Here is a 25,523-nt window from a genome sequence, read left to right on the forward strand (position 1 = left end):
GCGTCGGCATCGGCATCGGCGTCTGCGTCAGCGTCGGCATCGGCGTCGGCGTCGGCATCGGCATCTGCGTCAGCATCCGCGTCGGCATCGGCATCTGCGTCGGCGTCGGCGTCGGCATCGGCATCGGCGTCGGCATCGGCATCTGCGTCGGCGTCGGCATCAGCGTCTGCATCTGCATCGGCATCTGCGTCGGCATCTGCGTCCGCGTCAGCATCGGCGTCTGTATCGTCACCGTCTGCTTCACCAGAACCACTATTATAAACGTTGTAGTTATCCCATGTGTAGTAAGTATGACCTTGGCCATCATTTGTCGCATCTGAAATCATTTCTGATCTTGTTTTGATTTGTTCACGTGAACCGTCTTGAGCCACGCTATCTAAAACAATAATATAGCGACTTCCGTTTGAAGTTAAGTCTTGGAAATCTAGTGATAGAACTTCTCCACCATTTTCATCTACTGAATATTGTGGGTTGAAGTTGTAAATCGCATCTGGATTATTTGTAACGTCTACCAAGTTTGGATTGTTTTCATCTACGTAGAAACTTGGGTTCAGTTGTTCACCATTTCTCACTTCGTAAATCTTGAAGTTTGTCACATCTGGATTTAATTGTGCTGAACTTTGAGCTGGTGTGCCGTCAGCTGTATCTGGCCAATAATTGTATAAGTTCACTGTCGCATTATACGATTGTTTACCTTGTGGGTTTACATATACAATTTGTCTATATTCACCAGTGTTTCTATCAGTTGTAGTGATAAAGCTATCTACGTTTGATGGGTATGGTGAATCTGAAGTACTGATATTGATATCAATATCAGTACTGTATGTTTCACCAGCTACATTTGTTTGTACTGGGTATGTGCCGTCTGTTGGTGCAGCTTGTCTATCCGCATATAATGGGATTTCAAAATGACCTGTTACATTATCGTGATTATTAACATAATCAGAGAATGTGTATGTTAGTGAGTTTGAATCAGGATTAAATGCGCCTGTTGCAACTACTTCAGTACCATTCATCAAGTCAGGAATTTTAGAACTGCTTGGTGTACTGTTTCCGTAGTAGTTCAAGTACTCTGGGAATTGAACATTGAAGTAGTCTCCAGCTTGAACACTGTCAGCAATTGCTAAATCAGCTGACATATATGTTGATTCACTATCGTTCGCTTGAATTGAGTTTGGACCGATTTGAATATTTGAAGCTGTTACATCTCCATCAACATTGTTGCCAGTCGGTGCTGCTTGCGCTAGTGCAAATGTTTGTGCAGCTCCTTCTTGTGTAGGTTGTTCAGTTGAACGTGTTGCAGTTGTATTTGTTGGTGCTGCAAGTACTTCAGAACTATCTTTTTGATTTGATTAATCTTGTACTGATTGATTCAAATCTGCTGGATCAGCTGTATTTGAAGTGTCACCTACTGTTGCTGCTGTAGTAGCGTTTGCATCAGATAATTGCGCTGCATTTGGATCATATGCTGGTTGTTCAGCATCTGATACTGGTGCTTGTGCAGTTGTTTGTGCATCTTGTTGTGGTTCAACAGATTGCGCTTGTTGTGTTGTTGTTTCATTAGCTGGTGCTGTTGCATTTTGTGCAGCTGTATCACCAGTTGTTGTTGTTTCATTTGTGCCTGTTGTTGGAGCTTCAACTGGCGCAACAGGTGTTGAAGCATTCAATGCATTTTCCTGTGTTGGTTGAGCATCTGGAGTTGATTGTGATTCTTGTTGTGCTGATGTATTTGTTGTTGATGTTTGCTTATCAACTGTTTGGTCAGTATTTGATTCAGTTGTTTTCGGCTCAGTTGTAGTTGTGTTTGCTGTATTTGTATCTGTTGTTGTTTGAGCATCAGTTTTTGGTGCTTGTTCTTTAGCTGTTGTATTTTGTTCAGTCGCAGTTGTATCTGCAGCTGTTTCATTTGTTGGTGTTTTTGTTTCTGTAGTTGCTGGTGCATCTGCTTTTGGTGCAGTTGTTTCTGTCGACTGTTGGGTAGAATCAGTTGATGCTTGTTCCCCTGCTACAGTTTGCTCTGCTTTTGCATCAGTTGTATTTGTTGCTGATGTATCTTGAGCTGGTGTTTGATCTTGTGTAGCTGTTGTTTCAGTTGTCGTTGTGCTTTGTGTTTTTGTGTCAGTTGTCGGAGTTTGTTCTTGTGGTGTTGACTCTGTAGTTGTAGTGACGTTCGTTGTCTCACCGCTTGTAGTATTTTCTGCGGCTTGTGCGTCATTCGCATTCGCAAATAATGTTGCCCCTACAATAACTGAGGCAGCCCCTACAGTGATTTTACGAATTGAATAACGATTGCGTTTGTTGAAAAAGTCTTGATTATTCAAGAAATCCCTCCTACTTATTTTTGTAAGGCCTTACCCTATTATGTTACACAAGTGAGCAATAAATAAACAATTTTGCATTAATTTGACAATGTTTTTATTTTTCAGACACATTTTGTCCAAGTTTGATTAATCCCATGCAATTGGTTAGATTTATATTTATATAGAACTCATCTTTATTTATAAATTACCTACCGATTATTTTAAAACTAATATAGTTTTACCATAAATCACATTTTAATTCAAAATCCATTTTGAGAATAAAATAAAAAGTCCGAGGCTAACCTCAGACTTTTCTTGATAAATATGATTTTGCTTCATCTTCACTTTCAAATCCTGTGAAAATAATAACTTGCTTACCTTCTTTTAAAATGCCATGACGACCGTATTCACCAATGACTATTCCACCTTTATCATTCTCAAATAATTGGTTTTGTCCATATTTTAATAAGGCGAGTAAGTCATCTACACTGAACGTTTGACGCTCTTTCATTCTGAAACGTCCTGTTAAGTTAATCGCTACAGAATCAGACATTTTTAATTGTTTAACCAATTCTTGCACATGTTTTTTTCTTGCTTGATGCGTTGGATACAGTTCGTGTGCTAATTGATAGACTAACGATGGATATGGTGCGTCAGTCATGGCTTCTACTAGATCACCCCACGAAAGCTGCATACCTTCATAGTAAGTGTCATCGTTTGTGGGCCATTGTTTGAGAGTAACCGTATAATTTTGAACTTCTCGTTGTTTTGCATCTAGGTAGTAAATAATCGGTGTCAAACCTTCTATTGTGGCTGAACCATAACGATTAGATTGCGTTTCAATCTGATCAGTTTCTAAATTATAAATAAGATATGCGCGCCCTTGACTAGCAGCCGCTTCAAAATGCTTCTCTTCGTCCCCGCTTCTCTCATAATGCAGCAAAGCATTTTGAAGCTGACTTGCGACTTTGGGAAACTCTGTTTGAGTTACAGAAGACTTCATCAACACTAAAGCATCCTGATTAATCAAATAACATAAATCTTTCAACATTAAATCTTTATTGTGATACCACGTAATATGTTTACCTTTAACTTTATTCACTACTTTACGTAATGGTTGATCCATACATAAAATATAATCCGCTTCAGACTGTTCTAAGGCAGGCACTAATTCAGCATGCACGCGGTCAGTCTGCTCACCTAAATCACTGATTTGACCTAACGCAATAATTTTATGTCCTTTAAAGAATGGCGCTTGTGAATTAAACGCATCAATCGCATTCAACATTGCAGGCAAAGAAGCATTATGCGTATCATCAAGTACCGTAGCTTCTTCATGCAGACTTTTCACAGGTCTGAATTCTAAGACCTTCTTAAAAAGTTGAGTTTGCGCTAACTGTTTCAACTGTTGTTTTACATCAACTTTCAAATGTTTCAACGTTAATAATACTGCCAAAGCATTCTCAACCATGCCCTTACTGACAGAAGGCACTTCAAATTGATAACCATCATTCGTTGTCACTTCTACTGCTTTTTTCACAGGTTTGATTTGTGTCGTATAAATGTCTGCTGAATTATCTTCAGTACTATAACGATATACATGTTTAGTATGAGTTGATGCAGCTTGTTTCAGCTCATTTTGATGGAGTGTGTCACCATTATAAATCGCGATACCGTCTTGATTTAATCCCGCAAAAATCCTTGATTTGAAAGCTACAATTTCTTCCGTTGAACCAATAGTGGATAGATGTGCAGAGCCGATTCCTGTGACAATCGCAATTTGTGGTTTCAATACTTCAGCCATATTTCCACGATTATTCAATGCATTTAAAGACGTTTCAAAAACTGCAATATCTGGATTAGACGCTAATTTACACATATGCAAATAAATGGCACTACGTGTATTACTGTTCCCTCTATTTTGTTGGACTTTATAAGGTTGTAATGCCGCACTTAACATTAAGCGTGTCGAGCTTTTACCCATGGAGCCTGTCAACGCAATGACTGGATTATGATAATGTTTTCGAATATGTAAGGCTAATATTTTCATAGCTTTGATCGCATTTCTCACTACAATTTGCGGGATTTGATGTGCTAAATCTTCTACATAGGTTTCAGTAATAATCAAACCAATCTTTGAAACATCTTTTGGGATTTGCGCATTACCATCTTTCATCACTTTTGATTTCTTTAAATATTGTTTCCATGATGCTTCACTGATAGAGATGAATGCGGTTGATTCTGACTTAACATGCAGCATTTGATATTCAAAATCATCAATAGGATTTTGTTCCTTTCCTTGTGCATCAAGTAGTTCTGTATCTAAGATTTGTGCAATCGTTTCTAATGTATACATGATGACCTCCAAAAAGTAATAGTTTTGCATTGCTTCAACCTTATGGTTTATTGTATAGATAATCTTAACAATTTACAGGAGGCTTTCAGCAATGACCACAGAGAAAGATAAAAGTCTAGATGAGATTAATCAGGAAATAGAAGAAGAATTGAGAAACTATGATCCTGATAAAGAGGAAAAACCAAAGAGAAGTGTACTCTTTACCAAACCCAGACTCATCGTTCTATTAGTTGTTTTAGGACTTGCGCTGTACAGATTACTTCACTTCTTTTTCTAATTATCGGTAGGTGTAAATAATTAACGTTACTATATCATATTCAAAGTCCATGTGTGTGTCGTGCAACTGGAAGTCTGTGTATGTATTCCTTACTTCCAGCGTTGCCACATGTTTAATAGGTTGCCAATTTTTTAAGTTATATGCCACCTAATAAACATTTATATTACTGACGTTATTCTCACTTTAACTTTTCTAAATCTACTAAAAGTATGATACGCTCAATAAAACTTACCTCTTAATAAAGGATGGCGTCATTTATGAAAGTACTGTACCACGCAATGTCCATTTTAATTTTATCTGTCTTTTTATTCGGCTTATTCAGCCTGACCGATTTATTTTATACCCATCATCTCGCAAGTTTATTATTAAATGTGGATTTTGTGCCAGGCTTTTTTGATGTGAGCTTTGGGCTTAAATTCATCTTACATATTGTCTTTACCACAATGATATATGTCGTCTTTCAAGCCATCCGGGACTCTTACGTCTATCCAGCAGGTATTCTGATTATTATCGTATTATTTGCCGTTATCTATCCTTCACTTATTACTTGGTCTATTAACCCAATCTACCAATTTCACTGGATTGATTATATTGTTTGGATGATAGGTCACACTATCTTCATCTTCTTAGTCGTTTTCATTCTGCGCTTTGAGAAAAATTTATGGTATTAGAATCAATAATTTCATTTTAAATGAAAATAAGCCGCCTCTGTATGAGACGGCTTAAATATTGATTGAATTAGTATTTATATGGATCTTCTTCTCTTGTACGTTCATGTGAACGTTCTTGTGCGAATTCATTCGCTTTATCATAGTTATAGTAACCATCTTGAGTTAATGAAGCTGCTTTTGGTTTTCTGCTGAATAACATGATAGATGCGATAATCCAAAGAATCGCTGAAATCCAGTTACATAGTAATGCCACGATACCTGCGATTAATAATAAGATAGCTGCTGCTTTTGCTTTCTTGCTAATAAAGATTCCGCCGACAATAGCTAAAATCACCGCAATCACATTAGCCACTAATACGAAAGTACCGAGTACTTGCATACCTGAAGCTACTTGTGAGATTTCTTCATACGTTAAGCTGGCATCACTTTGCTGCATACCTGCTACAAAGTCATCACTTTGCATTAATGGAACCATTAAAGCCACAAATAATACGATTAACGCACCGATTCCGACACCAATCCATGTTAAGACATGCTCACCTGTTCGTTTGATCATATAAAACCCTCCCCCTATCTCTTTAGTATTGTTAAAAATTTTATAAGCTTACAATTATCATTAGTATACTAATACATGAGTTATACGTCCATAGTCTACTTAAAATCTTCAACATCTTTTACATTTTCAATAAATACAAATGTTTGTTTCTTAAAATTCTTTTTTAAATTACAGTACTTCACTGATTTAAAGTAACGTATCGCTATGATTCATTAAACGGTTATATTCTTCTAAATATACTTTTTCAGCTTCAGAACCACGTGCAGCTGAATTCATCGCACGATGCCATAGTGGATAAATCGGTTGTGGCTGTGTTAAATCCGTAATCATTTGGTGTTCTTCTTTTGTAAGTTTCAGATTATAAGATGCAATATTCTCTTTCAGTTGTGCTTGATTACGTGCAGCTAAGACAATTGAATCCACGTTTGGACGTTCTCTCAACCAAGCTAAAATCACTTGTGGCACTGTCGCATTGTGTGCGTGTGCTATTTCTTGTACAAGTTCAATTAAACGATAGAACAACTCATGATCTTTTACATAAGGCTCAGCCCATCCATCACCTTGACGGGTATTGGGTTCGCCTTTTTTATCACGGGTAATCTTGCCTGTAAGTAATCCTTCACCTAAAGGCGACCAGATACTATTGCCGACACCTAATTCTGTACCTGCAGGCAACAATTCATATTCCGCTTCTCTTGATTCAGGCGTGTAATAGATTTGTTGCGCAATCGGCGGTGCCATATTATTTTCTACCGCCAGTGTATAGGTCTTGGCTAAATTCCAACCACTATAGTTAGATACACCCCAATAACGAATTTTACCTTTACGAATTAAATCATTCATCGTTTGAATCGTTTCTTCTACAGGCACTTGTCCATCCCATGTATGAATGTAATATAAATCAACATAATCTGTACCTAAACGTTTTAAAGAATGGTCAATCGAACGCTCTATATTCAAACGAGATGCACCGACATTATTTGCGATATCGTTGTATGGGAATCCTGTTTTGGTACTGATGACCATTTCATCTCTGTGATGTCTGATTGCTTTTCCTAACGCAATTTCTGCATCACCTTTAGCATAAAGGTTTGCTGTATCAAATTGGTTAATACCTTGCTCTAAAGCATAGTCTATAAAGTATGCCGCTTCTTTCTCTGTTACACCACCCGCATTTTCAAAACCATTCGTTGCGGAGAATGGAACAGAACCTAACGCATATTTCGAAACGACTAATCCTGAATTACCAAGTGTTGTATAATCCATAATCTGTCTCCTCCTTTAATACTTAATAATGTAATTCCCTTTAAAGAAGAATTTTAAATGCTATAAGCTTAAAATCTATAATAAAATTAGGCAGTGTACGATAATTAAAAAAGAATTACGCTTAATATGTTTCACGTTCTATACGTGGGGTAACACATAACTGTACTTAATTTTTAAGGAGGAATTTGATTATGAACTTTGATGATATTAAGAAAAAAGGTCAAGATCACTTAAACGAACATAAAGATGAGTATATTGAAAAAGGTAAAGAATTCGCTAAAGATCAATTAGGCGGAGATAAGAAAGATAACAAAGACGATAAAAAAGAAGACAAGAAATAATAAACTGGATTAACAACCCTACTTTAACTATAGATAGACTGCTTTCAATAGAAAGTGGTCTATTTTTTATAAGCATGATAACTTTTACTTATGTTAAACATCATGAATCATCATTATTATTAAAGTATATTGAGGCGTATAATGAGGTCATCTATCAAATTTCAGGGGTGAATGCCATGTCACAACACGCACATCGTCAGTTATTACTTGGGATGGCATCATTATTTATTGTAATGGCCATCGGTCGATTTGCCTATACACCTATCTTACCGTTTATGCAGCAAGCAGAACACATGGATGGTAAAGGGGCTGGCTTACTTGCGACGATTAATTATCTCGGTTATTTAATCGGTGCGATTATTCCGATGTTTTGGATTATTAAAAGTAAAGTCGTCGATGTGAAAATTTATTTAGTATTAAACGTGCTTTCTACAATTTTTATGGGGTTTACCTCAAATTTCATTTTATGGTCCATATTGCGTTTAATCGCAGGACTCACAAGCGGAACAGTCTTTGTCTTAGCCTCTAACGTCGTATTAGAAGCATTAAGACAAGCACATAAAGAAGGTATTTCAGGTTTACTCTATAGCGCTGTTGGTATCGGACTCTTTTCAAGCAGTATTTTTGTCTTCTTCTACACAGACCTCAACTCATGGAAAATGACTTGGATTATCCTTGGTCTCTTTTCATTAGCGTTAAGTTTATTGGTTATTTTCTTTATGCGAGAAAACCCAGATATTAATGCTGAAGCGCATCATAAAGCGACTTCTAAGACACCCTTCCGTCTCAATAAAACATTTATGCGCTGGTTCTCTATTGCTTATTTCTGTGAAGGTGCAGGCTATATTATTACCGGAACTTTCTTAGTCGCAATCATTAAATCAATCCCTGCTTTCTCTGAATATGCAGCACTCAGTTGGATGTTTGTCGGCTTAGGGGCTATCCCTTCTACAGTAGTATGGTCAATGATTGCGGAGAAAATGGATTATAGTAAAGCAACTTATATGGCATTTGGTCTACAAATCATCAGTGTCGCTTTACCAGTGTTTTCACACCATATTGTCAGCTTAATCATCAGCTCGTTAATTTTCGGCAGTACATTCTTAGGTCTAACAACACTCTTCATGTCTAAGGGGCAAATGTTGATGCTTCAGACAGGCGGTAAGTCTAACTTTATCGCTACATTAACTGTTATTTACAGTATCGGCCAAATGATTGCGCCGTTTGTGTCAGGCTATCTTATTGGTGATTCCGGCAATTATAATGCAGCATTGTTATTTGCGACAGCTATTTTAATTATCGGTCTTATCAGCAGCTGGATCAGTTACCGTGCATTAAATAAAGAAGCGATTCAATAAGTAAAGTTTTGTCTGGTTATCAAAAGGGAATGTAACTACTAACAAAGGAGGATGTTACAATGCCTTTTGTAAAACAAAGAATGAAAGAAGATTTAACTGAAGACCCACGTATTAGTGAAGACAGCTTCACAACAGACCAAGAACTTCAAAACAGAGCGTTTGAACGTTTAGGTAAAGACATCGTCATTATTGAAGTATTATCTATTATGAACATTGTCTTTGCGGTCTTTTCATTTTCATTACTTGGTCTATTATTACGAGAACGAAGCAAATAATCATTGAAACTTGAAAAACCTGTGCCATCACACGATAGCACAGGTTTTTAATTATGCATTGTTTATTTAATCAAATCTTCTAAGTCATGCGGATAGTTTGTGACAACTTCTGTTCCTTCTTTTTTCAAGATAACCGTATCAGAATGTCTGAAGCCGCCGACACCTGGAATATAAATACCTGGTTCTACACAAAAGACCATGCCTTCTTTTAACTCTAGCTCATTATCAAAGCGCAATGAGGGTTCTTCATGTTGTCCAATACCTATACCATGACCTGTTCTATGGCTGATATAGTCACCATAACCTTCCGCTTCAAGAATTGTTCTTGCGACTTGATCGACCGCATTTGCGGTTACACCCACTTCAATAAAGTCTAACGCAGCTTTATGCGCTTCAACCATCGCTTCAAATGCATGGCGCTGTTCATCAGTCGGCTCGCCAACAAAGAAAGTACGTTCACATTCTGCACGATATCCATTCAACTCTAATTGACGGCTATGTACAATCACATCACCTTGTTGAATTTGTTTCGTATTAGAGAATGTATGTGGCATTGTAGAACGTTTGATACCTGAAGGTGACATTACAAAAAATCCAAATTCCGCATCTGGATAATTTTGAGAAATCGTGTCGAATAAATAACTGTTTCCAAAGTTATCAATATCCATTTCAGTCAAACCTGCTTTCGCATGTTCAATCGTTTGCGCCACGGCTTGACTGACAATTTCTCCACTCTCTCTAATAGCTTGTTGTTCATCTTCATATTTATAAGTTCGTTGTTCTACTAATGCTTGACCGATATCTTTCACTTTAAAGTTATGACTCACAATATCTAAATAAAATTGTGTGGGTAAGAAGCCTGTTTCAATCCCAATCGTTGAGACATTTTGATATTTTTCTAATAAGTCATTAAAGACTGTTTGATAATGTGTCGGAACATCATCTGTGACTGGAATTTCAGTATACGTATAGATATCTTGAATACCCGTTTTATCTCTGAAATGCGCTTCTTCTAGTTTCGGCGCAATTACTTCAATGTTTTCCTGGGAAATAAATAAAATAATTGGACGCGAATAAATGACAGCTTTAAAGCCAGTAAAATACATTTGATTCTCAAAATTCATTACAATACTTAAATCGATGTCTTGTTGTTTCATCGTTTCTCTAAACGCATCAAGACGTTGTTTCAAGTTCACGTTGGTTGCCTCCTTTAGAAGTAAATAATGTCACAACTACTAACACAATAATCGCCAGCGGCACAGAAATTAACGCAGAGTTAATACCTGTACTTTGAACAAAACCAAGTTCCCAAATCAGTGTTGTTACTAAACCGACTGCCATTGAAGCAAGGCCTCCTGCTTTCGTGACTTTCGGATAAATAAACACTGCTAATAATGCCGGTGTAATTCCTGCACCGTATACGGTATAAGCGTACATTTGAACAGATAACACTGATGGGAAGTACATTGTTAATAAGAATGCGATCACACCTAAAATCGGTACAAGAATTCTTGTCATCAATAACATCTTATTTTCATGCTTATACTTAAAGTTATCCCCGAACAAGTCATAAATGACACTTGTCGCAGCAGATAATAAATATGAATTTCCTGTAGTAGTAATAAACGCAGTAAGTGCTGCAATGAGCACACCGCCAATCACAATCGGCAATTGACTCGTTAACGCAATCAAAGCCATTCCTGGTTCAATTTTCGGGAAAATCGAACGAGAAATAAATGCGAGTAACGAAATAAGTGGTGTCACGATTAACAAACCGACAATCCAACCAATCGTACCGATACGTGTCACTTTATTATCACGAGATGACGCCAGTCGTTGATAAATATTCTGATCACCTAATAGTAAGAACAACATTGGAATATAGAAACCTAAAATTTGAACAATAGTTAATGTTCCCATTGGTTTCAAATGTGTTTTCGGTACATTCGACAAAATAGTATCCCAGCCGCCACCGACCGCAATTGCGACAGGTACTGCGATAATCAACGCAATTGTAATTAAGAATGCACTTAACGCATCTGTTGGTGCGACTGACATCAAACCGCCCATAGTCGCAAGTAAAATAATAATCACTGCCGCAATAATAGTACCGAGTTCTACTGAAATACCTGTTGAAACATGCAATACATAGCCAAGTCCTTGATATTGATACGAGACAATCCCTACAAACGCCAAAATGATAATGACTGCCGCAAAGTAACTTGCGACCTTTCCATATTTCATCTCTAATATCTCAGCTACAGTATATTTTCCATAGTTTCTGACTTTCGAACTAATAATAAAAATTGTCCCTATTCCGATGATACTCGGAATCGCATAGCCGACTGCCGGCCATAATCCAAAACTATAAGCCAGCGAGTTTTGGCCGCCTGTGACAGAACCACTACCAACCCATGTCGCAAGTAATGTCCCCATTAATACGACTGGCCCGAGTGATTTACCTGCGAGAATAAAGTCCTCATTACTCTCTACTTTCTTTGAATACACAAAACCTAATGCAACCATCAATACCCCATAACCAATGACGAACCAAATTAAAATTGGTTCAGCAAAAAATCCCATAATATTCCCCCCTGTATATAAAAAACTAACCGTTTTTCAACGATTAGCTTAAGAATAAAGATTAATTTTAGCACAAAATTAAAACAATAGTAACAACAATCTAATTATTCTGATATTTTAAGGAAGAATACGTCTAAAAATACAATTTATAGTTTCGTAATTTTACCGATTTGTGCTGCTTGAGCGCATTCTAAGGTCTTTGTATATTCAATCGTTTCAACTTCCACATCTTCGTGTAAGATAATATGATCTCCACGAATGACTTTCGCTTTAACACGGTCGACTTCTATACGATCCCCTTCAATAACCTCAGCAGTTAAGTATGCAGAATCTGACTGAGAAGTCATGACAGTTATAAACTTAAACTTCTTCTTTTCCCCATCATGTTTGCGTATGTGAATCACATTGCCCCCAATTTCGCGAACATAACTATCTTGTCGAACATGTACGTCAACAGTATCTGCATTCAACATTCCTTCTACTTTAACTTGACCATCGATTTCAAGTTCATCTACTTCGCAATTACCTTCTGTTTCAAGTACCCCGAGAAGTTTCAATCTTTTACCATTTAAATGACCTTTGACATCAACAGTTCCTGTCACTTTAAGTAATTCAAATGTTAAATCTTCTTCTACTTCAACTTCACCAATAATAGAAGCTGTTGTTACATGTACATTTTTACGACCAGTGAAATTACCTATCAGTTTGATTTTATTTACATTGACTTGGTCTGATGCGGTAATTTCACCCGTCATTTTAATGTTATTAACACTGGTTTCAAATGGAAATTGAACTTCTCCCAATAAAGTAATCGCGTCATATTCACTGTCTTCTAATTGCTTCTTACCCATGCCTTTGATGGACTGACTCATGATGTTTACACTTCTTTCTTAAATAGGTTTTGGATGTTGATTGTTTCTAAGACTCTTACGCTGTCATCGATTTTAATCGGCGTATTTTGTTCAACCAGCAAATAAAACGTGATTCCGAATTTACGACAGATATATAATTCTGCTTCTTTATCATTTTCACTATATTCTAGTAAAAACGCCTGTAAATCTTGTGCTTCTTCCATTGAGACAATACTGCGTGTTACCACTTCATCTAAAATGGTACCCACATAAACCGCTTGATCTTGCGGATATTGTTCTAACAAGACTTTACCGACTTCGCGATAAAAGAAACCTGCCCATGATTGAATCAAAGTGTCATTATCTTTGTATTCAATTTCTGGTTCATAACCGTCATCTGCGAACATTTTGACCATATCATCTAAGACATAGTCATGTTTATAACGTTGAATATCTTCGATTCTTTTAATGACTTTGGCTTTAGGTAAGAACGTTTCTTGACCTGTAAAAGTAGATTTACGAATGAACCATTCATCTGGAATTAAGTGTTTACGTTTCCAACGATACAATTGGCCGTAAGTAATGCCACATTCTGTTAATAAGTCTTTTTTGCTGATTAATTGTTCTTTCATAATTATCCTCCTAATCATAATGTAACATAACACTGTTACATGTACGAGTGTTTTCGCTATTTTCCCATAAAAAATAACCTGACCTAGACGGATGCATACGCAAACTGGCTGGATCAGGTTCCTTTTTAGCTAACTATTGTTTCCTTCTACCTTTAAATATCTCGAGTATGATTAATACGATACATACCACCATAACTATCGTGATGAGTACAGCCACGATATAGTTTAGTCCTATGGTTGATGCGACTATCATTTCAATCAATGCTAACAAGCACATTAACGCAATCAGCAGCGATATTTTCACCAAGTTCATCGTTTCACCCCATCTATTTCTCTTAGGTATTTGCTTCTATTATGCCCGATAACGCGATTATCCTCAAAGCAAAAACTTAAGGTTTGCGTGTTTTGTCAAAAGTTGGGGTAAATTTATACAAAGAAACATAAAACTTTCTTTATGTTAATGGAACGGTTATGATATAGGTATAAAAAATATACTAGATAAATAGGAGGGATAGTATGACGCTGATTACAGGACATCATCATATCTCAATGTACACAAAAGATGCGCGTGAAAATAAACAATTTTATACAGAAGTCTTAGGTTTACGCCTAATTGAAAAATCTGTGAACCAAGATAATCCATCGATGTACCACTTATTCTATGGGGATGAAACAGGTGCACCAGGTACTTTGTTAACTTTCTTTGAAATGAAAATGTTAGGAAAACATCATTCAGGTACTAATAGTATTGAACGTTTAGTATTACTCGTACCTGATAAAGCAGCATTAGATTATTTCAAAGAACGTCTGGACGAGAATCAAGTTGAAACAGAAGCTATCACATACCTTAGACAACAAGCATTAGCTTTTGAAGATTCTGACGGCTTAAAACTAATGCTCATGGTCAATGGTGACAACGCAGTTCCTAACGCTTGGCATGCGAATCCTTATACAGATGTACCTCAAGAATTTCAAATTTTAGGAATGGGACCTGTAGAATTACATTTACGCAATTTACAACCTACTATCGACTTTCTAACCAACACATTAGGTTATCACGCACACTTTGGCGATGATAATGTCTATACATTAAATCCTAATGGACGTTATACAGACTTTGTCTTAGTTGAAGAACAAGGTGAAAGTGTAAAACCTGGACGTGGTTATGTACATCATATTGCAGTGAGTGTGCCAACTGATGAAGCTTTAGAAACATTATTAGATAAATTAGAACAATTGCCTGGCAGTACTTCAGGTATTATTGACCGTTATTTCTTTAAATCTATCTACTATCGTAACAACAAAATTTTATATGAATTCGCGACAGAAGCACCTGGTTTTACGGTCAACACAGACGTTAAAAATCTAGGCAGCAAACTCGCATTACCTGACTTCTTAGAACACAAACGTGAACAAATTGAAAACCAGTTAGAAGAAATTTAAGTTAGAAAATCTAAAGATTATATGTAATATTCGCCAACTGGAATCAAGATAAAACTGCATTAAAATGAAGCGCTGGGGCGTCATATCTCAGCGCTTCTTTACACTTACCTCAAACACACTAACCCTTGTCATTACAGGAGTTTTAAGACATACCTAAGACTAACCTTTTAGTAAGACGTCATGATACTCTGGTGTCTCTTCTAATACTTGTTTAGCGAATGGGCAAGTGGCTAAAATTTTAATATCATTTTCTCGTGCATAATTTACACCCGCTTCAACTAACTGCTTCGCAATACCTTGTCCACGTAAACTTTCACCTACACCTGTATGATCGATAATAATTTTATCTTTGCCTGTCGGTACATATGTCATTTCTGCATCTGGATTTTCTTCTGAATCACCTACATAGAATTTATTGTGTCCGTGTTTAATCTCTGCCATACTATCTCCTCACTTTCAAATAAGTTGGTATAAAAGTTATACCACTAACTTCTCTTTCTAAACACAACGAATGATTTAACAATGACAAATATCTACTTAATCTCTATTCGTTTTAATATTGTAACGTTCATTTAATATAAAAAGAGTGGAAAAGCGTAAGGCAATTCTATAAACTTAGAATGAAGATATACACCAAGCACCAAGATAAAACTATAGATATAGGGAGCCAACATCATGTTTCAAGCTATCAAACGTATTCTAGCAGTCGTTGTCACTGCATTGCTTGTGACAGCTGTCATTGTCACTGGAATGATTGCTTATGATAAATATAAGCATCACAGCAGCGATCAAGTAGATGCTGCGAAATACTATGAAAATAAAGAAAAACAAAAAGAGAAGAAAACTGAGAAAAAAGAGAAAAAAGAACATAAGCAAGAAGCGCCAGAAGAACCTGTGGTAGAGGAACAAGTACATCATGAGGTCCAACAATCAACTGTACATATCTATCAAGCACCTCAACCTGAAGAAAAACCTGAACCTAAACAAGAAAAAGAAGAAACAAAAGAATATAAACCTGGCGAAGGTGGCGGGTCACATCCAGAATCAAAACCACAACCCCAACAAGCACAATCGAAACCGCAACCAGAGCCACAACCTGTTCAACAACAAAAACCAGCCCAACCTGCGCATCAACCACAAGGGCAAGGACATTAATCTCAATAGAGAGGACTCAAAAGGTTCTCTCTATTTTGTTATCTTTTCAAATCATCTACATTTCACTCTGTTTCTTAATCATATAAGCAGTGCTATACTTTGAACATACAAAGAGAGAGAATAGGCAGGCTACATATATGTTTAAATCCATGATTCAAAACGTACCTGCCGCGATTTGCGGTTTAGCTTTAGGTACATTTACTTTTAGTCACATTTTATTTCAAATCCACTTAGCTTGGCTAGGTTTATTAGCAACTACTCTAGGTAGTATTTGCCTGGTTTTATTTTTTATTAAGTTGATACGCTTTCCAAAAGCATTAGGCTTAGAATTAAAGGACAGTAATACTTTTGCGATTATGCCTGCATTACCTATGGGGTTCATGACACTCGCTTCAATTTTAAAATCACAATTCCATATTAATAACCTAATACTCACAAGTTTCTGGATAGGTGCTGTATTACTACATATTATTTTAATGATTTGGTTTATCGTTTATTTCATTATAAAACACCGCACATATCCAAATACGAGTTGGTTTGTGATGTTTGTCGGTATCGGCGTGATTGGTGAGACGGCTTCATCGTTTTACGCTAAAATCGGTATCTTTGCGATAGATTTCAGTTCAGTCTTATTCTGGATTCTTTTAGCGTTTATTTTACTTGAAAGAATGTGGCATTATTATCCGAAAGATCAATTACCGATGGCAGTCATTATTAGTGCACCTGCATCATTATGTTTAAATGCATATTTATCTTATACTGAAAGTTTATCAGTCAGCTATATTCTGTTTTATTTCGTCATTGCGCAATTTCTATTTGTGTTCTCAGTTATCTTCTTGCCTCAAATCATTGAGAAACGATTCAAACCCGCATATGCTGCACTGACTTTCCCGTGGGCTGTTACTGCTGCCTCAACGTATCATCTTTATACACAATTAGACCTCCCTGGTATTTCCCAGGAAATGCTTGGAATCCTTGCGATGATTGAAATCACCTTTGCGGGATGTGTCATCGTGTGGGTCTATTTCCGTTATACAAAACACATCTTTAACGCATAAAACAAGCGCGCTAGTCCTCAGACTAACGCGCCTCTTTTATACACTCATTATTATTTATTTACCAAAATATCTTTGTCATCTGTATTTTCAATAAATGCTTTTGCGAACCAGCATTGTGCATCAATTTTTAAGTTATTTTCTTTCGCATACTCTAAACCGGCATGGACTAATTGATTACCTACACCTTGTCCACGTAAGCTTGGATCTACACCTGTATGCGTAATCGTCATCACATCGTCGTTCATTGTATAATCCATTTCTGCATCTGGTTTCGTTTCATCACCAACATAAAATTTATTGTTGCCATGTTTAATCTCTGCCATGTATCTCACCTCATTTAAAGTTCTATATATAGTTATTATACCCGTTTGTGTGAAAAACAAATGTAGTGAAGCTCTACAAGGTGATAGCCGCCTTAAATAAAACTGGAACTAACTCTAATTCTTTTAGCTTTGATTTTTCGAATGGACTAATGACAGGCTCATCTTGATAAATACCAGTTACCACATAGACCCAATAATTTTCATGCTTTTCCATAGTTTCTAGTTCGTTTCTGGTTAAATAAAAATCCGCATTATTTATGCTTGTAGTTGTCTTAACTTCTATATAACGAGGATCTCCATTCTCTTCAAAAGACATGATATCATAACCCTCACCATCATTATCTTTTGAAACATGCTCAATACTCTCTCTGTGTTGACTGTTTTTCAATCTGTCCTTTTCATATTGCATCACTTTTCTTTCGCCGGTTTCACCTATTAAAGAACGCCTCTGATTAATACTGTCATAATCTGGTTTATACGGCGCAGCGTTCTTACCTGTTCTTATTGGACTTCGATTTTGTATTTGTGGATTTTCATTCACCTTATAACTAGATTTCAAATGTTCTAAACATTTTTCTTGCACACCTTCATTTATGATTCCACCATCTATCCAGACTTTATTACTATTATCTTTTTCTTTCCTAGGTTTACCAAAATAATAATACAGAAACTTTGTAAATACTGCAGGAGACATTTTATCGAGTAATTCATATGAACTTTTCCATTTCAGTAGCGCATCTTGCTTTTGACCTAGACCTTTCATATTTTCAATGGAAATACCGTTTTTCTTTAAATAATAATCATATAAAAACTCAGAAAACATTGGAAGAAACCTATCCGGATAAAATAAGTATAATGATTTATATTTCAGTGTTGTTGAGCCAGGTTCTTTTTCTATTTCTTCAAAGCTCATATGGTCTCCATGATTTCTAAGTTTTAATAATAAATCTTTCACCAGTTCAATAGGTTCGTAGCCAGATTGTTCAAACCATTTAGTCCACTTCAATTTATTTTCCTTTTTACTGAACCAAACACCATGTTTAGTTACCGCTCCGCCTTTAATTGATCCTATACTATGCAGTTTATACTCCAGCCAATAGCTATAAGCATTATAATTATCTTTTCCCAATACATAATCTTCATAAGTTAAACGCTCTAATTTTTCTTTCGTAAACTCTTTATTAAAGACTTCAATCATCTGCTGTTTTTGTTTAAGATCTTCATGATCTTCCATAAGGAACTTTGCGATATAACTATCAATATTCATACAATTGCTCCTTTGTTTAGAATTTTGGTGTTCATAGTTATATTAGCCATCCATATCGTTCATAACCATTAATCGAATTTAAGTTCACAAACAAACTTATTGCATATTTACAATGATTTGTTAAGCTATTACAATGGAAAATAATGCTTATCGGTAAAAAATAGGTCTAATGCATCATTTAGGTTTTAGCTTTTTCCTTTATAATGAGAAATAGATAGAAAGATTGAGGAGTATCATAATATGGATTATAGAGTATTGTTATATTATAAATATGTCACTATAGATGACCCAGAAACGTATGCGGCAGAACACTTAGAGTTCTGTAAAGCACACAATTTAAAAGGCCGTATTTTAGTCTCTACTGAAGGGATTAATGGTACGTTATCAGGAACAAAAGAAGACACAGACGCTTATATTGCACATATGCGTGCAGATGAACGCTTCAAAGATATCACATTCAAGATTGATGAAGCAGAAGGCCATGCATTCAAGAAAATGCATGTACGTCCAAGACATGAAATCGTAGCACTTGATTTAGAACATGATATTGATCCACGTGAGACAACAGGTAAATATTTATCACCTAAAGAATTCAGAGAAGCATTAGATGATGAAGACACTATCGTCTTAGACGCACGTAATGACTATGAGTTTGATTTAGGTCATTTCCGTGGCGCGGTTCGTCCAAACATTACACGTTTCCGTGATTTACCACAATGGATCAGAGACAATAAAGATATGTTCATGGATAAGAAGATTGTCACTTATTGTACAGGCGGTATCCGTTGTGAAAAATTCTCAGGCTTCTTACTTAAAGAAGGCTTTGAAGATGTTGCACAATTAGAAGGCGGTATCGCAACGTACGGTAAAGACCCTGAAACACAAGGTGAATTATGGGACGGTAAAATGTACGTCTTCGATGAACGTATCAGTGTAGATGTTAACCAAGTAGAAAAAACAGTGATTGGTAAAGAATGGTTCGATGGTACACCATGCGAACGTTATATCAACTGCAGCAACCCTGAATGTAATAAACAAATCTTAGTATCAGAAGAAAACGAACACCGTTATTTAGGTGCTTGCTGTAAAGAATGTGCAGAGCACGAACGTAATCGCTATGTAGCGAAACACAATCTCAGTGATGAGGAAAAAGAACGCCGTTTAGAAAACTTTAAAGAAACGGTCCACCAATAATTATTCAAAACGCGATGGGTATTCAGTACCCATCTTTTTTATGTCTATATTTAAATTGTGTCATAATATAGATGAAAATAAAAAGCGCCGTGCTGGTACACGATGCTTTAGAGACCGTTTCAAAGACGGTGACACATTGAAGGTTAAAAAATAAACCATCTGACTTGTCAAAGTTTGTAGATGGTTTATTTTTTTATTAGAAATGTACAAAAAGATAAATATTACCATAACACTCGTATTTCTTTCTTATCCTTCAACCTAAACAAAATTGCGGTATATGTAACTAAACACATTATTTGAATGGAAAAGAAATAAGACAGTAAGGTTTGTTTAAAATCTTCTGTTAATGCATAAGTAAGTAAACGATTCATGATAATTATGATACTAAATAACAATAATACATAACCATTCATCACACGTTCTTTTTGGTAGGGAACTGACTCTTTATACTGTGCGCCATTTTAAGTCACCTTCCTTACGTTCATCACTCTATCATAAGGTAACGCAATGGCGTTTAAAATTTCCTAAATGTATATAAATATTGCTTAAGTGTCTAAAGTGAATACATTATTTTAGTACAACTTAAAAACCCGCACCCTTCGAAGAGTACGGGTTGAACTAATCTATTTAAGACACCTTGTTAGACTGCCGCATCTCGCTGTGACACGACTGGATGATCTAACTCAAATTTCACACCTGCTGTCACTTTCTTGTATTGATAAATGAAATAAGCAATCCAAATTAATGTTAATACAGCACCTAAATAATAGCTAAGTGTTAAATTTAAACCGAAACCAATTTTCTGACTTAAGATATAGACAAAGATATTCCAAGTCATGAATGTCGCAGGTACAGCTGCTACCCAGAAGTTCTTCTTAGCTAGCAATAGATACATTGCGCCGACCCATAATGCAACCACTGCTGTTGTTTGGTTTGCCCATGAGAAGTAGCGCCATAGAATTGTGAAATCAATTTGTGTTAAGCCGAAACTGATAATAAACAGCGGTGCTGCAACGATAATACGTTTAACTAGAGAACGTTGATTGACATTCAAGTAATCCGCAATAATCATACGTGCACTTCTAAATGATGTATCACCACTTGTGATAGGCAAGACAATCACACCTAACACCGCAATTGTACCTAAAACAGAACCAAGCAATAAGTGAGATGCCTCACTCACAACAAGTGCTGCTTCCCCTTTCGCAAGCACTCCTTGCAAGCCTTGATAACCATTAAATAAACTCATACCTGCCGCTGCCCAGATCATCGCGATAACTCCTTCTGCAACCATCATGCCATAGAAGATAAAGCGGCCATTCTTTTCATTGTTCGCAGTACGTGAAATAATCGGTGTTTGTGTCGCATGGAAACCTGATAATGCGCCACATGTAATCGTAAAGAATAACAGCGGGAAAATCGGTGCGCCATCAGGGTGCATATTTTTTAAACTTAACTCTGGAATCGGTGCGCCTGTTTGAATTAAACGAAAGCCCATTGCGACCGCACTGATTAACAATAACGCTCCAAAGACTGGATAAACACGTCCAATAATTTTATCAATCGGCAAAATCGTTGAAAGAATGTAGTAAACAAAAATAACAAAGATAATAATACCTAACGCAATACGACCGTCCATCATGTTATGAAGCAATAACGCTGGACTCGTCACAAATACTGTCCCCGTAAGCAGTAACAATAAAATCGAGAAGATATTAACGAAGTGCTTCATGACCTTCCCTAAGAATTTACTCGCAAGTTCAGGCAGATGTGCCCCTTTGTTTCGAATAGAAATCATACCTGTTAAATAATCATGAACGGCTCCTGCGAAAATACATCCTAAAACAATCCATAAAAATGCGACCGGTCCATACAATGCTCCCATAATTGGTCCGAAGATTGGACCTACTCCAGCAATATTCAGTAATTGAATTAACGAGTTAGACGATGTCTTCATCGGCACAAAATCTACATTATCTCTTTGATGATGTGCTGGTGTCGGTCTTCCTGTTTTCGGTCCAAACATCTTATCAATGTACTTACCATAAGTGAAATAACCAATAACTAGTAAAATGATTGAAACAATAAACGTAATCATTTCACAATCCCCCTTTTTCTATCTCTCTCCCTGTAGTTCAGATGTGACAACCTTATGAAAGCGTTTTCTTAATTGAACCACATTTCTTTATTTGTCACAAGATTGTGAAATGTTTAGCTAGAAATAGTTGTTACACACTGTTTATTATTGTGTTTATAATAAATTTATGTTATAAAATAATCGTGCTCGTACACGACTCTTTGAGACCGTTTCAAAGACGGTGACACATTGAAGGTTAAAAAATAAACCATCTGACTTGTCAAAGTTTGTAGATGGTTTATTTTTTTCTATTAGAAATGTACAAAAAGATAAATACTAGAATTGTGAACTGCAAATCACAGAACGCAATCATTATACTTATAGCTTCAAATACACTCATAAAGCATTTCCTTTCTAAATTCAGTAACTCATAAACTATTCTAGTTGTACTTCTTATGCGTGTTGTGCGATAATATAAATGTAATAAAAAAGAGCCGTGCTCGTACACGACTCTTTGAGACCGTTTCAAAGACGGTGACATAGAAAATTTTTAAAATAAGCCATTTCCTTAGTCAAAGCAGAAAGATGGCTTATTTTTTATCTCTTTTTTCAACAAGTTTCGTAATAGTAGAGACTAGATTTAGTATAAATTCACCAAATGCCAGTAGCAATACTATGACTTCAAATGTTGTCATTTAAGGCATTTCCTTTCTAAATTCAGCGATACTATAGGCATCACCTCCTTTAAATTAGATTTGCCACCATCTATTCAACTTTCTCATGCATTTATTATATTATGGTTCAATTTACTTTACATTATGACATAATAAAATTCTTTATTTTTATAGCCAAATTGCAAGTACACTTACATATAAATATACTTGCAATTTTTACAAATATTTTTATGAAGATGACAGTATATGTCTAAGTTAAATATCTGAGTAGGTGATTGTATTCACAAATCAAAAACGACGCTATTTATAAGTTTAGATAAAGAAAGGCATGCATACATATGATTTATACACTGAGCGTTATCCTTATTCCCATAGTTGTCTTAAGCTTTATTATTTACTGTACCGTTAAGCGAAAGCCTTTGTATTATGTCATTATTGCGATGATTCTACTTCAAATCTTTAAGATACTTGATAGTATTTTTATTGAACATAAGTCTGTCCTTCAGGCATTACTTCATCCTTTTGATATTTTATTATGGGTGATATTAATTGCTTATGGAATCATTCATTATCAGAATAAACAAAAAGCATAAAACGCCTCGTGATGTCGCGAAACGTTTTATGCTTTGTCTTTTTTACTTAATTTCTCACTTACCGCAATTACCAGAACCAGTATTATAATGATTAATGCTGCGAAACCTTCAATCTTTTCACTTAAAATAGGTTGGTAAACAAACTTGGTAATAAATAGGGTTAAATAACTAATTGAAAAAATAAAAGCGATGATTTTTAACGTTTTAATCATAGCTGTACTTCTCTCTTTCTCTAAGCTTTTTTGTCTGATTAAGTATGCTCTCCTAACTGATTAGATGCATTCACTTTTTATTAGAATATGTAATAGTTATTTAAATCATACAATAAATAATAGCCGCTTCACACACTCATCGTGCGAAGCGGCTATCACTTTATCTCTAAATTTTAATCTTCTTTATGTTGGTTCTCTTGTTCTTCTTGTCGCGCTTGTTCTTGCGCTTCTTGTTCTTTTTGAATTTCTTTCTCACGTTTCTCTAGTGGTATAGAGAAGTCTTTTTCATCATCAATATATGACATCTGGAAGTGTTTTGTCGGTTCTCGACGTAAGGCACCCATAATCGCAAAGATCATCAACACTAAGATGATAGAGAATGGTAAGCCTGTCACAAGTGAAGCAGTTTGTAAACTTGTTAAACCACCTGCGATAGTCATTGTGACTGAAATCGCACCGATTAATAAGCCCCAAATAACTTTATCTTTTACGTTAGGGTTATCAACCCCGCCTGTCGCCATACTTGCGACAATGTGTGTTGTAGAGTCAGCACTTGTCACAATAAAGATAAAGATTAAGGCAATGGCTAGAATACTTGTGATATCTGAAATTGGGAATTGTTTCAACAACTCGAATAATGCGACTGAATAGTCTTTATCTACAATTTTCTCGATACCTGTATTTTGTGTTAACGCAATTTTTAATGCTGTACCACCAAATCCAGCAATCCAAGTGAATGAAATTAATGGTGGAATGATTAATACACCAATGACGAATTCACGAATTGTACGTCCACGTGATACACGGGCAACGAAACCACCGATAAATGGTGACCAAGCAATGACCCATGCCCAGTAGAAGACTGTCCATTGTTGAACCCAACTGTTATCACCTGTGTATGGATTGATACGTAAACTATATTGAATGAAGTGTGTTAAGTAATCTGAAATCGCAAGTGTATAAGATTCTAACACGAATTTTAAATCACCAAAGATTAAGATGAATATCAATAAGATTGCCCCAAGTCCGATATTGATATTACTCAACCATTTAACACCTCGGTTTAAACCTGTAAGTGCTGATCCTAAGAAGATACATACCATAATGACTGTAATCGCTACTTTAGTCACATTTGTATTCGGTACATCAAAGACATGATTTAATCCACCACTGATTTGCATAATACCTAAACCGATAGATGTCGCAATCCCCATAACTGTCGCGATAATTGCGAGAATATCGATCAAGTTACGTAAAGGTCTTGGATAAGCCTCGCCAAAGACCGGTTCCATAGCTGTAGAAATTAATCCGTTACGTTTCTTACGGAATTGGAAGTACGCTACTGTTAAACCTGCCATTGCGAAGATAGACCATTGTGAGATACCCCAGTGGAAGAAGGTATAACCCATAGCTAAACGTGCAGATTCTGCAGATTGATCTTTAACACCTGGGAATGGTGCGTGTAAGAAGTGTGTCAGCGGTTCTGCTACACCCCAGAAGACAATCCCAACACCAAGTCCTGCTGAGAATAACATCCCAATCCAAGACATGAATGAGAATTCTGGTTCAGAGTCATCTGCGCCGAGTTTGAAGCGGCCGTATCGTGAAACGGCTAAAGCGATTAAGAAAATATCCAGTACGACAATAATGACTAAGAAGAGCCATCCAAATGCCCCTGCGATGACATCATACGTACTCTGCGCATATTTTCCGAATAGTTTCGGGAAAATGCCCGCAACTAATGTCGCCAGCAGGATAATCCCTACCGAAGTGAAATAAACTATATTTCTATGTTTTTCTTTCCTGGTTTTCATGTGAAATTAATAATCCCCTTCCCGCTTGTTTCATATAAGCGTTTGTTTCATTAAACCATAAACAGAACATAATCACAATTCATCATTAAAAACATTTACATCATTATTTAATTTTTATTACGAAACATTTTGAGAATTTAATATCAGCCTTACAGACACTTAAAGATGATAACCTCAAGTTTTCATTTATTTTCACATATTACAATATATATTTTATAATTTATACCCTTAGTTATTTATATAATAA

General features: G+C 36.1%; 25 protein-coding genes. 9 read left to right on the plus strand and 16 right to left on the minus strand.

Features of this window, described 5'->3' with window-relative positions:
- The 3 genes from CD112_RS04570 to CD112_RS04580 form a co-directional block, all read right to left on the minus strand.
- Positions 1-1,139, minus strand: a 1,139-nt coding sequence (locus CD112_RS04570; protein WP_180991548.1) for a fibrinogen-binding adhesin SdrG C-terminal domain-containing protein, incomplete at its 3' end; no start/stop codon positions are given.
- Positions 1,140-1,352: 213 nt separating this feature from the next.
- On the minus strand, positions 1,353-2,321 hold the full coding sequence (locus tag CD112_RS04575; protein ID WP_159081723.1) for a YSIRK-type signal peptide-containing protein: 969 nt from the start codon (positions 2,319-2,321) through the stop codon (positions 1,353-1,355).
- Between the two features lie 283 nt (positions 2,322-2,604).
- Positions 2,605-4,656: a Mur ligase family protein gene (locus tag CD112_RS04580; protein WP_070462836.1), complete on the minus strand. Its 2,052-nt coding sequence runs from the start codon at positions 4,654-4,656 to the stop codon at positions 2,605-2,607.
- 91 nt (positions 4,657-4,747) lie between these two features.
- Between CD112_RS04580 and CD112_RS04585 the strand changes: the two genes are divergently transcribed.
- Both CD112_RS04585 and CD112_RS04590 read left to right on the plus strand, forming a co-directional pair.
- Complete coding sequence (locus CD112_RS04585) at positions 4,748-4,933, plus strand: hypothetical protein (protein WP_002480125.1); 186 nt, start codon at positions 4,748-4,750, stop codon at positions 4,931-4,933.
- Between the two features lie 257 nt (positions 4,934-5,190).
- Positions 5,191-5,604, plus strand: coding sequence for a hypothetical protein (locus tag CD112_RS04590; RefSeq protein ID WP_002480126.1), 414 nt, complete (start codon positions 5,191-5,193; stop codon positions 5,602-5,604).
- Positions 5,605-5,671: 67 nt separating this feature from the next.
- Here CD112_RS04590 and CD112_RS04595 read toward each other — a convergent pair whose 3' ends face one another.
- Together CD112_RS04595 and CD112_RS04600 are read right to left on the minus strand one after the other, a co-directional pair.
- Positions 5,672-6,160 (minus strand): DUF4064 domain-containing protein, encoded by a 489-nt coding sequence (locus CD112_RS04595; RefSeq protein ID WP_002480127.1) that lies wholly within the window; start codon positions 6,158-6,160, stop codon positions 5,672-5,674.
- A gap of 186 nt (positions 6,161-6,346) precedes the next feature.
- Positions 6,347-7,426, minus strand: a complete 1,080-nt coding sequence (locus tag CD112_RS04600) for an aldo/keto reductase (protein ID WP_070462834.1) — start codon at positions 7,424-7,426, stop codon at positions 6,347-6,349.
- A 191-nt stretch (positions 7,427-7,617) separates the two neighbouring features.
- Between CD112_RS04600 and CD112_RS13565 the strand changes: the two genes are divergently transcribed.
- The 3 genes from CD112_RS13565 to CD112_RS04610 all read left to right on the plus strand — a co-directional run bounded on the left by CD112_RS13565 (position 7,618) and on the right by CD112_RS04610 (position 9,400).
- Complete coding sequence (locus tag CD112_RS13565; RefSeq protein WP_002480129.1) at positions 7,618-7,767, plus strand: hypothetical protein; 150 nt, start codon at positions 7,618-7,620, stop codon at positions 7,765-7,767.
- A gap of 176 nt (positions 7,768-7,943) precedes the next feature.
- A complete protein-coding gene (locus CD112_RS04605; RefSeq protein ID WP_103363937.1) occupies positions 7,944-9,125 on the plus strand; it encodes a YbfB/YjiJ family MFS transporter in 1,182 nt (393 codons plus the stop codon).
- Between the two features lie 59 nt (positions 9,126-9,184).
- Positions 9,185-9,400: a hypothetical protein gene (locus CD112_RS04610; RefSeq protein WP_002480131.1), complete on the plus strand. Its 216-nt coding sequence runs from the start codon at positions 9,185-9,187 to the stop codon at positions 9,398-9,400.
- 62 nt (positions 9,401-9,462) lie between these two features.
- On the opposite strand, the gene CD112_RS04615 is transcribed toward CD112_RS04610, so the two are convergent.
- The 4 genes from CD112_RS04615 to CD112_RS04630 all read right to left on the minus strand — a co-directional run bounded on the left by CD112_RS04615 (position 9,463) and on the right by CD112_RS04630 (position 13,466).
- Positions 9,463-10,596 carry a M24 family metallopeptidase gene (locus CD112_RS04615; protein ID WP_002480132.1) on the minus strand — a complete coding sequence of 378 codons (1,134 nt, stop codon included), beginning with the start codon at positions 10,594-10,596 and terminating at the stop codon, positions 9,463-9,465.
- Positions 10,574-11,983 (minus strand): sodium:solute symporter family protein, encoded by a 1,410-nt coding sequence (locus CD112_RS04620; RefSeq protein ID WP_103363938.1) that lies wholly within the window; start codon positions 11,981-11,983, stop codon positions 10,574-10,576. Before CD112_RS04620 ends, CD112_RS04615 begins: the two co-directional genes overlap by 23 nt.
- A 146-nt stretch (positions 11,984-12,129) precedes the next feature.
- Complete coding sequence (locus CD112_RS04625; protein WP_070462928.1) at positions 12,130-12,855, minus strand: hypothetical protein; 726 nt, start codon at positions 12,853-12,855, stop codon at positions 12,130-12,132.
- A 5-nt stretch (positions 12,856-12,860) separates the two neighbouring features.
- Positions 12,861-13,466 carry a DUF4004 family protein gene (locus CD112_RS04630; RefSeq protein ID WP_002480135.1) on the minus strand — a complete coding sequence of 202 codons (606 nt, stop codon included), beginning with the start codon at positions 13,464-13,466 and terminating at the stop codon, positions 12,861-12,863.
- A 516-nt stretch (positions 13,467-13,982) separates the two neighbouring features.
- Between CD112_RS04630 and CD112_RS04640 the strand changes: the two genes are divergently transcribed.
- The gene (locus CD112_RS04640; RefSeq protein WP_103363939.1) at positions 13,983-14,909 is read left to right on the plus strand and encodes a VOC family protein; all 927 of its coding nucleotides are present in this window, start codon (positions 13,983-13,985) and stop codon (positions 14,907-14,909) included.
- A gap of 159 nt (positions 14,910-15,068) precedes the next feature.
- On the opposite strand, the gene CD112_RS04645 is transcribed toward CD112_RS04640, so the two are convergent.
- Complete coding sequence (locus CD112_RS04645) at positions 15,069-15,350, minus strand: GNAT family N-acetyltransferase (RefSeq protein ID WP_070462933.1); 282 nt, start codon at positions 15,348-15,350, stop codon at positions 15,069-15,071.
- A 234-nt stretch (positions 15,351-15,584) separates the two neighbouring features.
- On the opposite strand from CD112_RS04645, the gene CD112_RS13570 reads away from it, so the two are divergent.
- Both CD112_RS13570 and CD112_RS04655 read left to right on the plus strand, forming a co-directional pair.
- The gene (locus CD112_RS13570; RefSeq protein ID WP_103363940.1) at positions 15,585-16,064 is read left to right on the plus strand and encodes a hypothetical protein; all 480 of its coding nucleotides are present in this window, start codon (positions 15,585-15,587) and stop codon (positions 16,062-16,064) included.
- 137 nt (positions 16,065-16,201) lie between these two features.
- Entirely contained in the window at positions 16,202-17,122 is a 921-nt protein-coding gene (locus tag CD112_RS04655; protein ID WP_103363941.1) for a TDT family transporter, read from the plus strand.
- Positions 17,123-17,172: 50 nt separating this feature from the next.
- Here CD112_RS04655 and CD112_RS04660 read toward each other — a convergent pair whose 3' ends face one another.
- Together CD112_RS04660 and CD112_RS04665 are read right to left on the minus strand one after the other, a co-directional pair.
- Positions 17,173-17,445, minus strand: coding sequence for a GNAT family N-acetyltransferase (locus CD112_RS04660; protein ID WP_002480140.1), 273 nt, complete (start codon positions 17,443-17,445; stop codon positions 17,173-17,175).
- 73 nt (positions 17,446-17,518) lie between these two features.
- Positions 17,519-18,712, minus strand: a complete 1,194-nt coding sequence (locus tag CD112_RS04665) for a protein NO VEIN domain-containing protein (RefSeq protein WP_103363942.1) — start codon at positions 18,710-18,712, stop codon at positions 17,519-17,521.
- Positions 18,713-18,952: 240 nt separating this feature from the next.
- Between CD112_RS04665 and trhO the strand changes: the two genes are divergently transcribed.
- Complete coding sequence (trhO, locus tag CD112_RS04670) at positions 18,953-19,906, plus strand: oxygen-dependent tRNA uridine(34) hydroxylase TrhO (protein WP_002480141.1); 954 nt, start codon at positions 18,953-18,955, stop codon at positions 19,904-19,906.
- 640 nt (positions 19,907-20,546) lie between these two features.
- On the opposite strand, the gene CD112_RS04675 is transcribed toward trhO, so the two are convergent.
- From CD112_RS04675 to CD112_RS04685, 4 genes are all read right to left on the minus strand, one after another.
- Positions 20,547-22,004, minus strand: a complete 1,458-nt coding sequence (locus CD112_RS04675) for a carbon starvation CstA family protein (protein WP_070462949.1) — start codon at positions 22,002-22,004, stop codon at positions 20,547-20,549.
- A 569-nt stretch (positions 22,005-22,573) separates the two neighbouring features.
- Entirely contained in the window at positions 22,574-22,678 is a 105-nt protein-coding gene (locus CD112_RS13950) for a putative holin-like toxin (RefSeq protein ID WP_107529461.1), read from the minus strand.
- Between the two features lie 598 nt (positions 22,679-23,276).
- Complete coding sequence (locus CD112_RS04680; RefSeq protein WP_060804722.1) at positions 23,277-23,462, minus strand: hypothetical protein; 186 nt, start codon at positions 23,460-23,462, stop codon at positions 23,277-23,279.
- A 173-nt stretch (positions 23,463-23,635) separates the two neighbouring features.
- Complete coding sequence (locus CD112_RS04685; protein ID WP_002480145.1) at positions 23,636-25,276, minus strand: BCCT family transporter; 1,641 nt, start codon at positions 25,274-25,276, stop codon at positions 23,636-23,638.
- Positions 25,277-25,523: the final 247 nt, after the last annotated feature.

This window comes from Staphylococcus simulans, assembly GCF_002902285.1.
In the GTDB taxonomy this organism is placed as follows: Bacteria; Bacillota; Bacilli; order Staphylococcales; family Staphylococcaceae; genus Staphylococcus; species Staphylococcus simulans.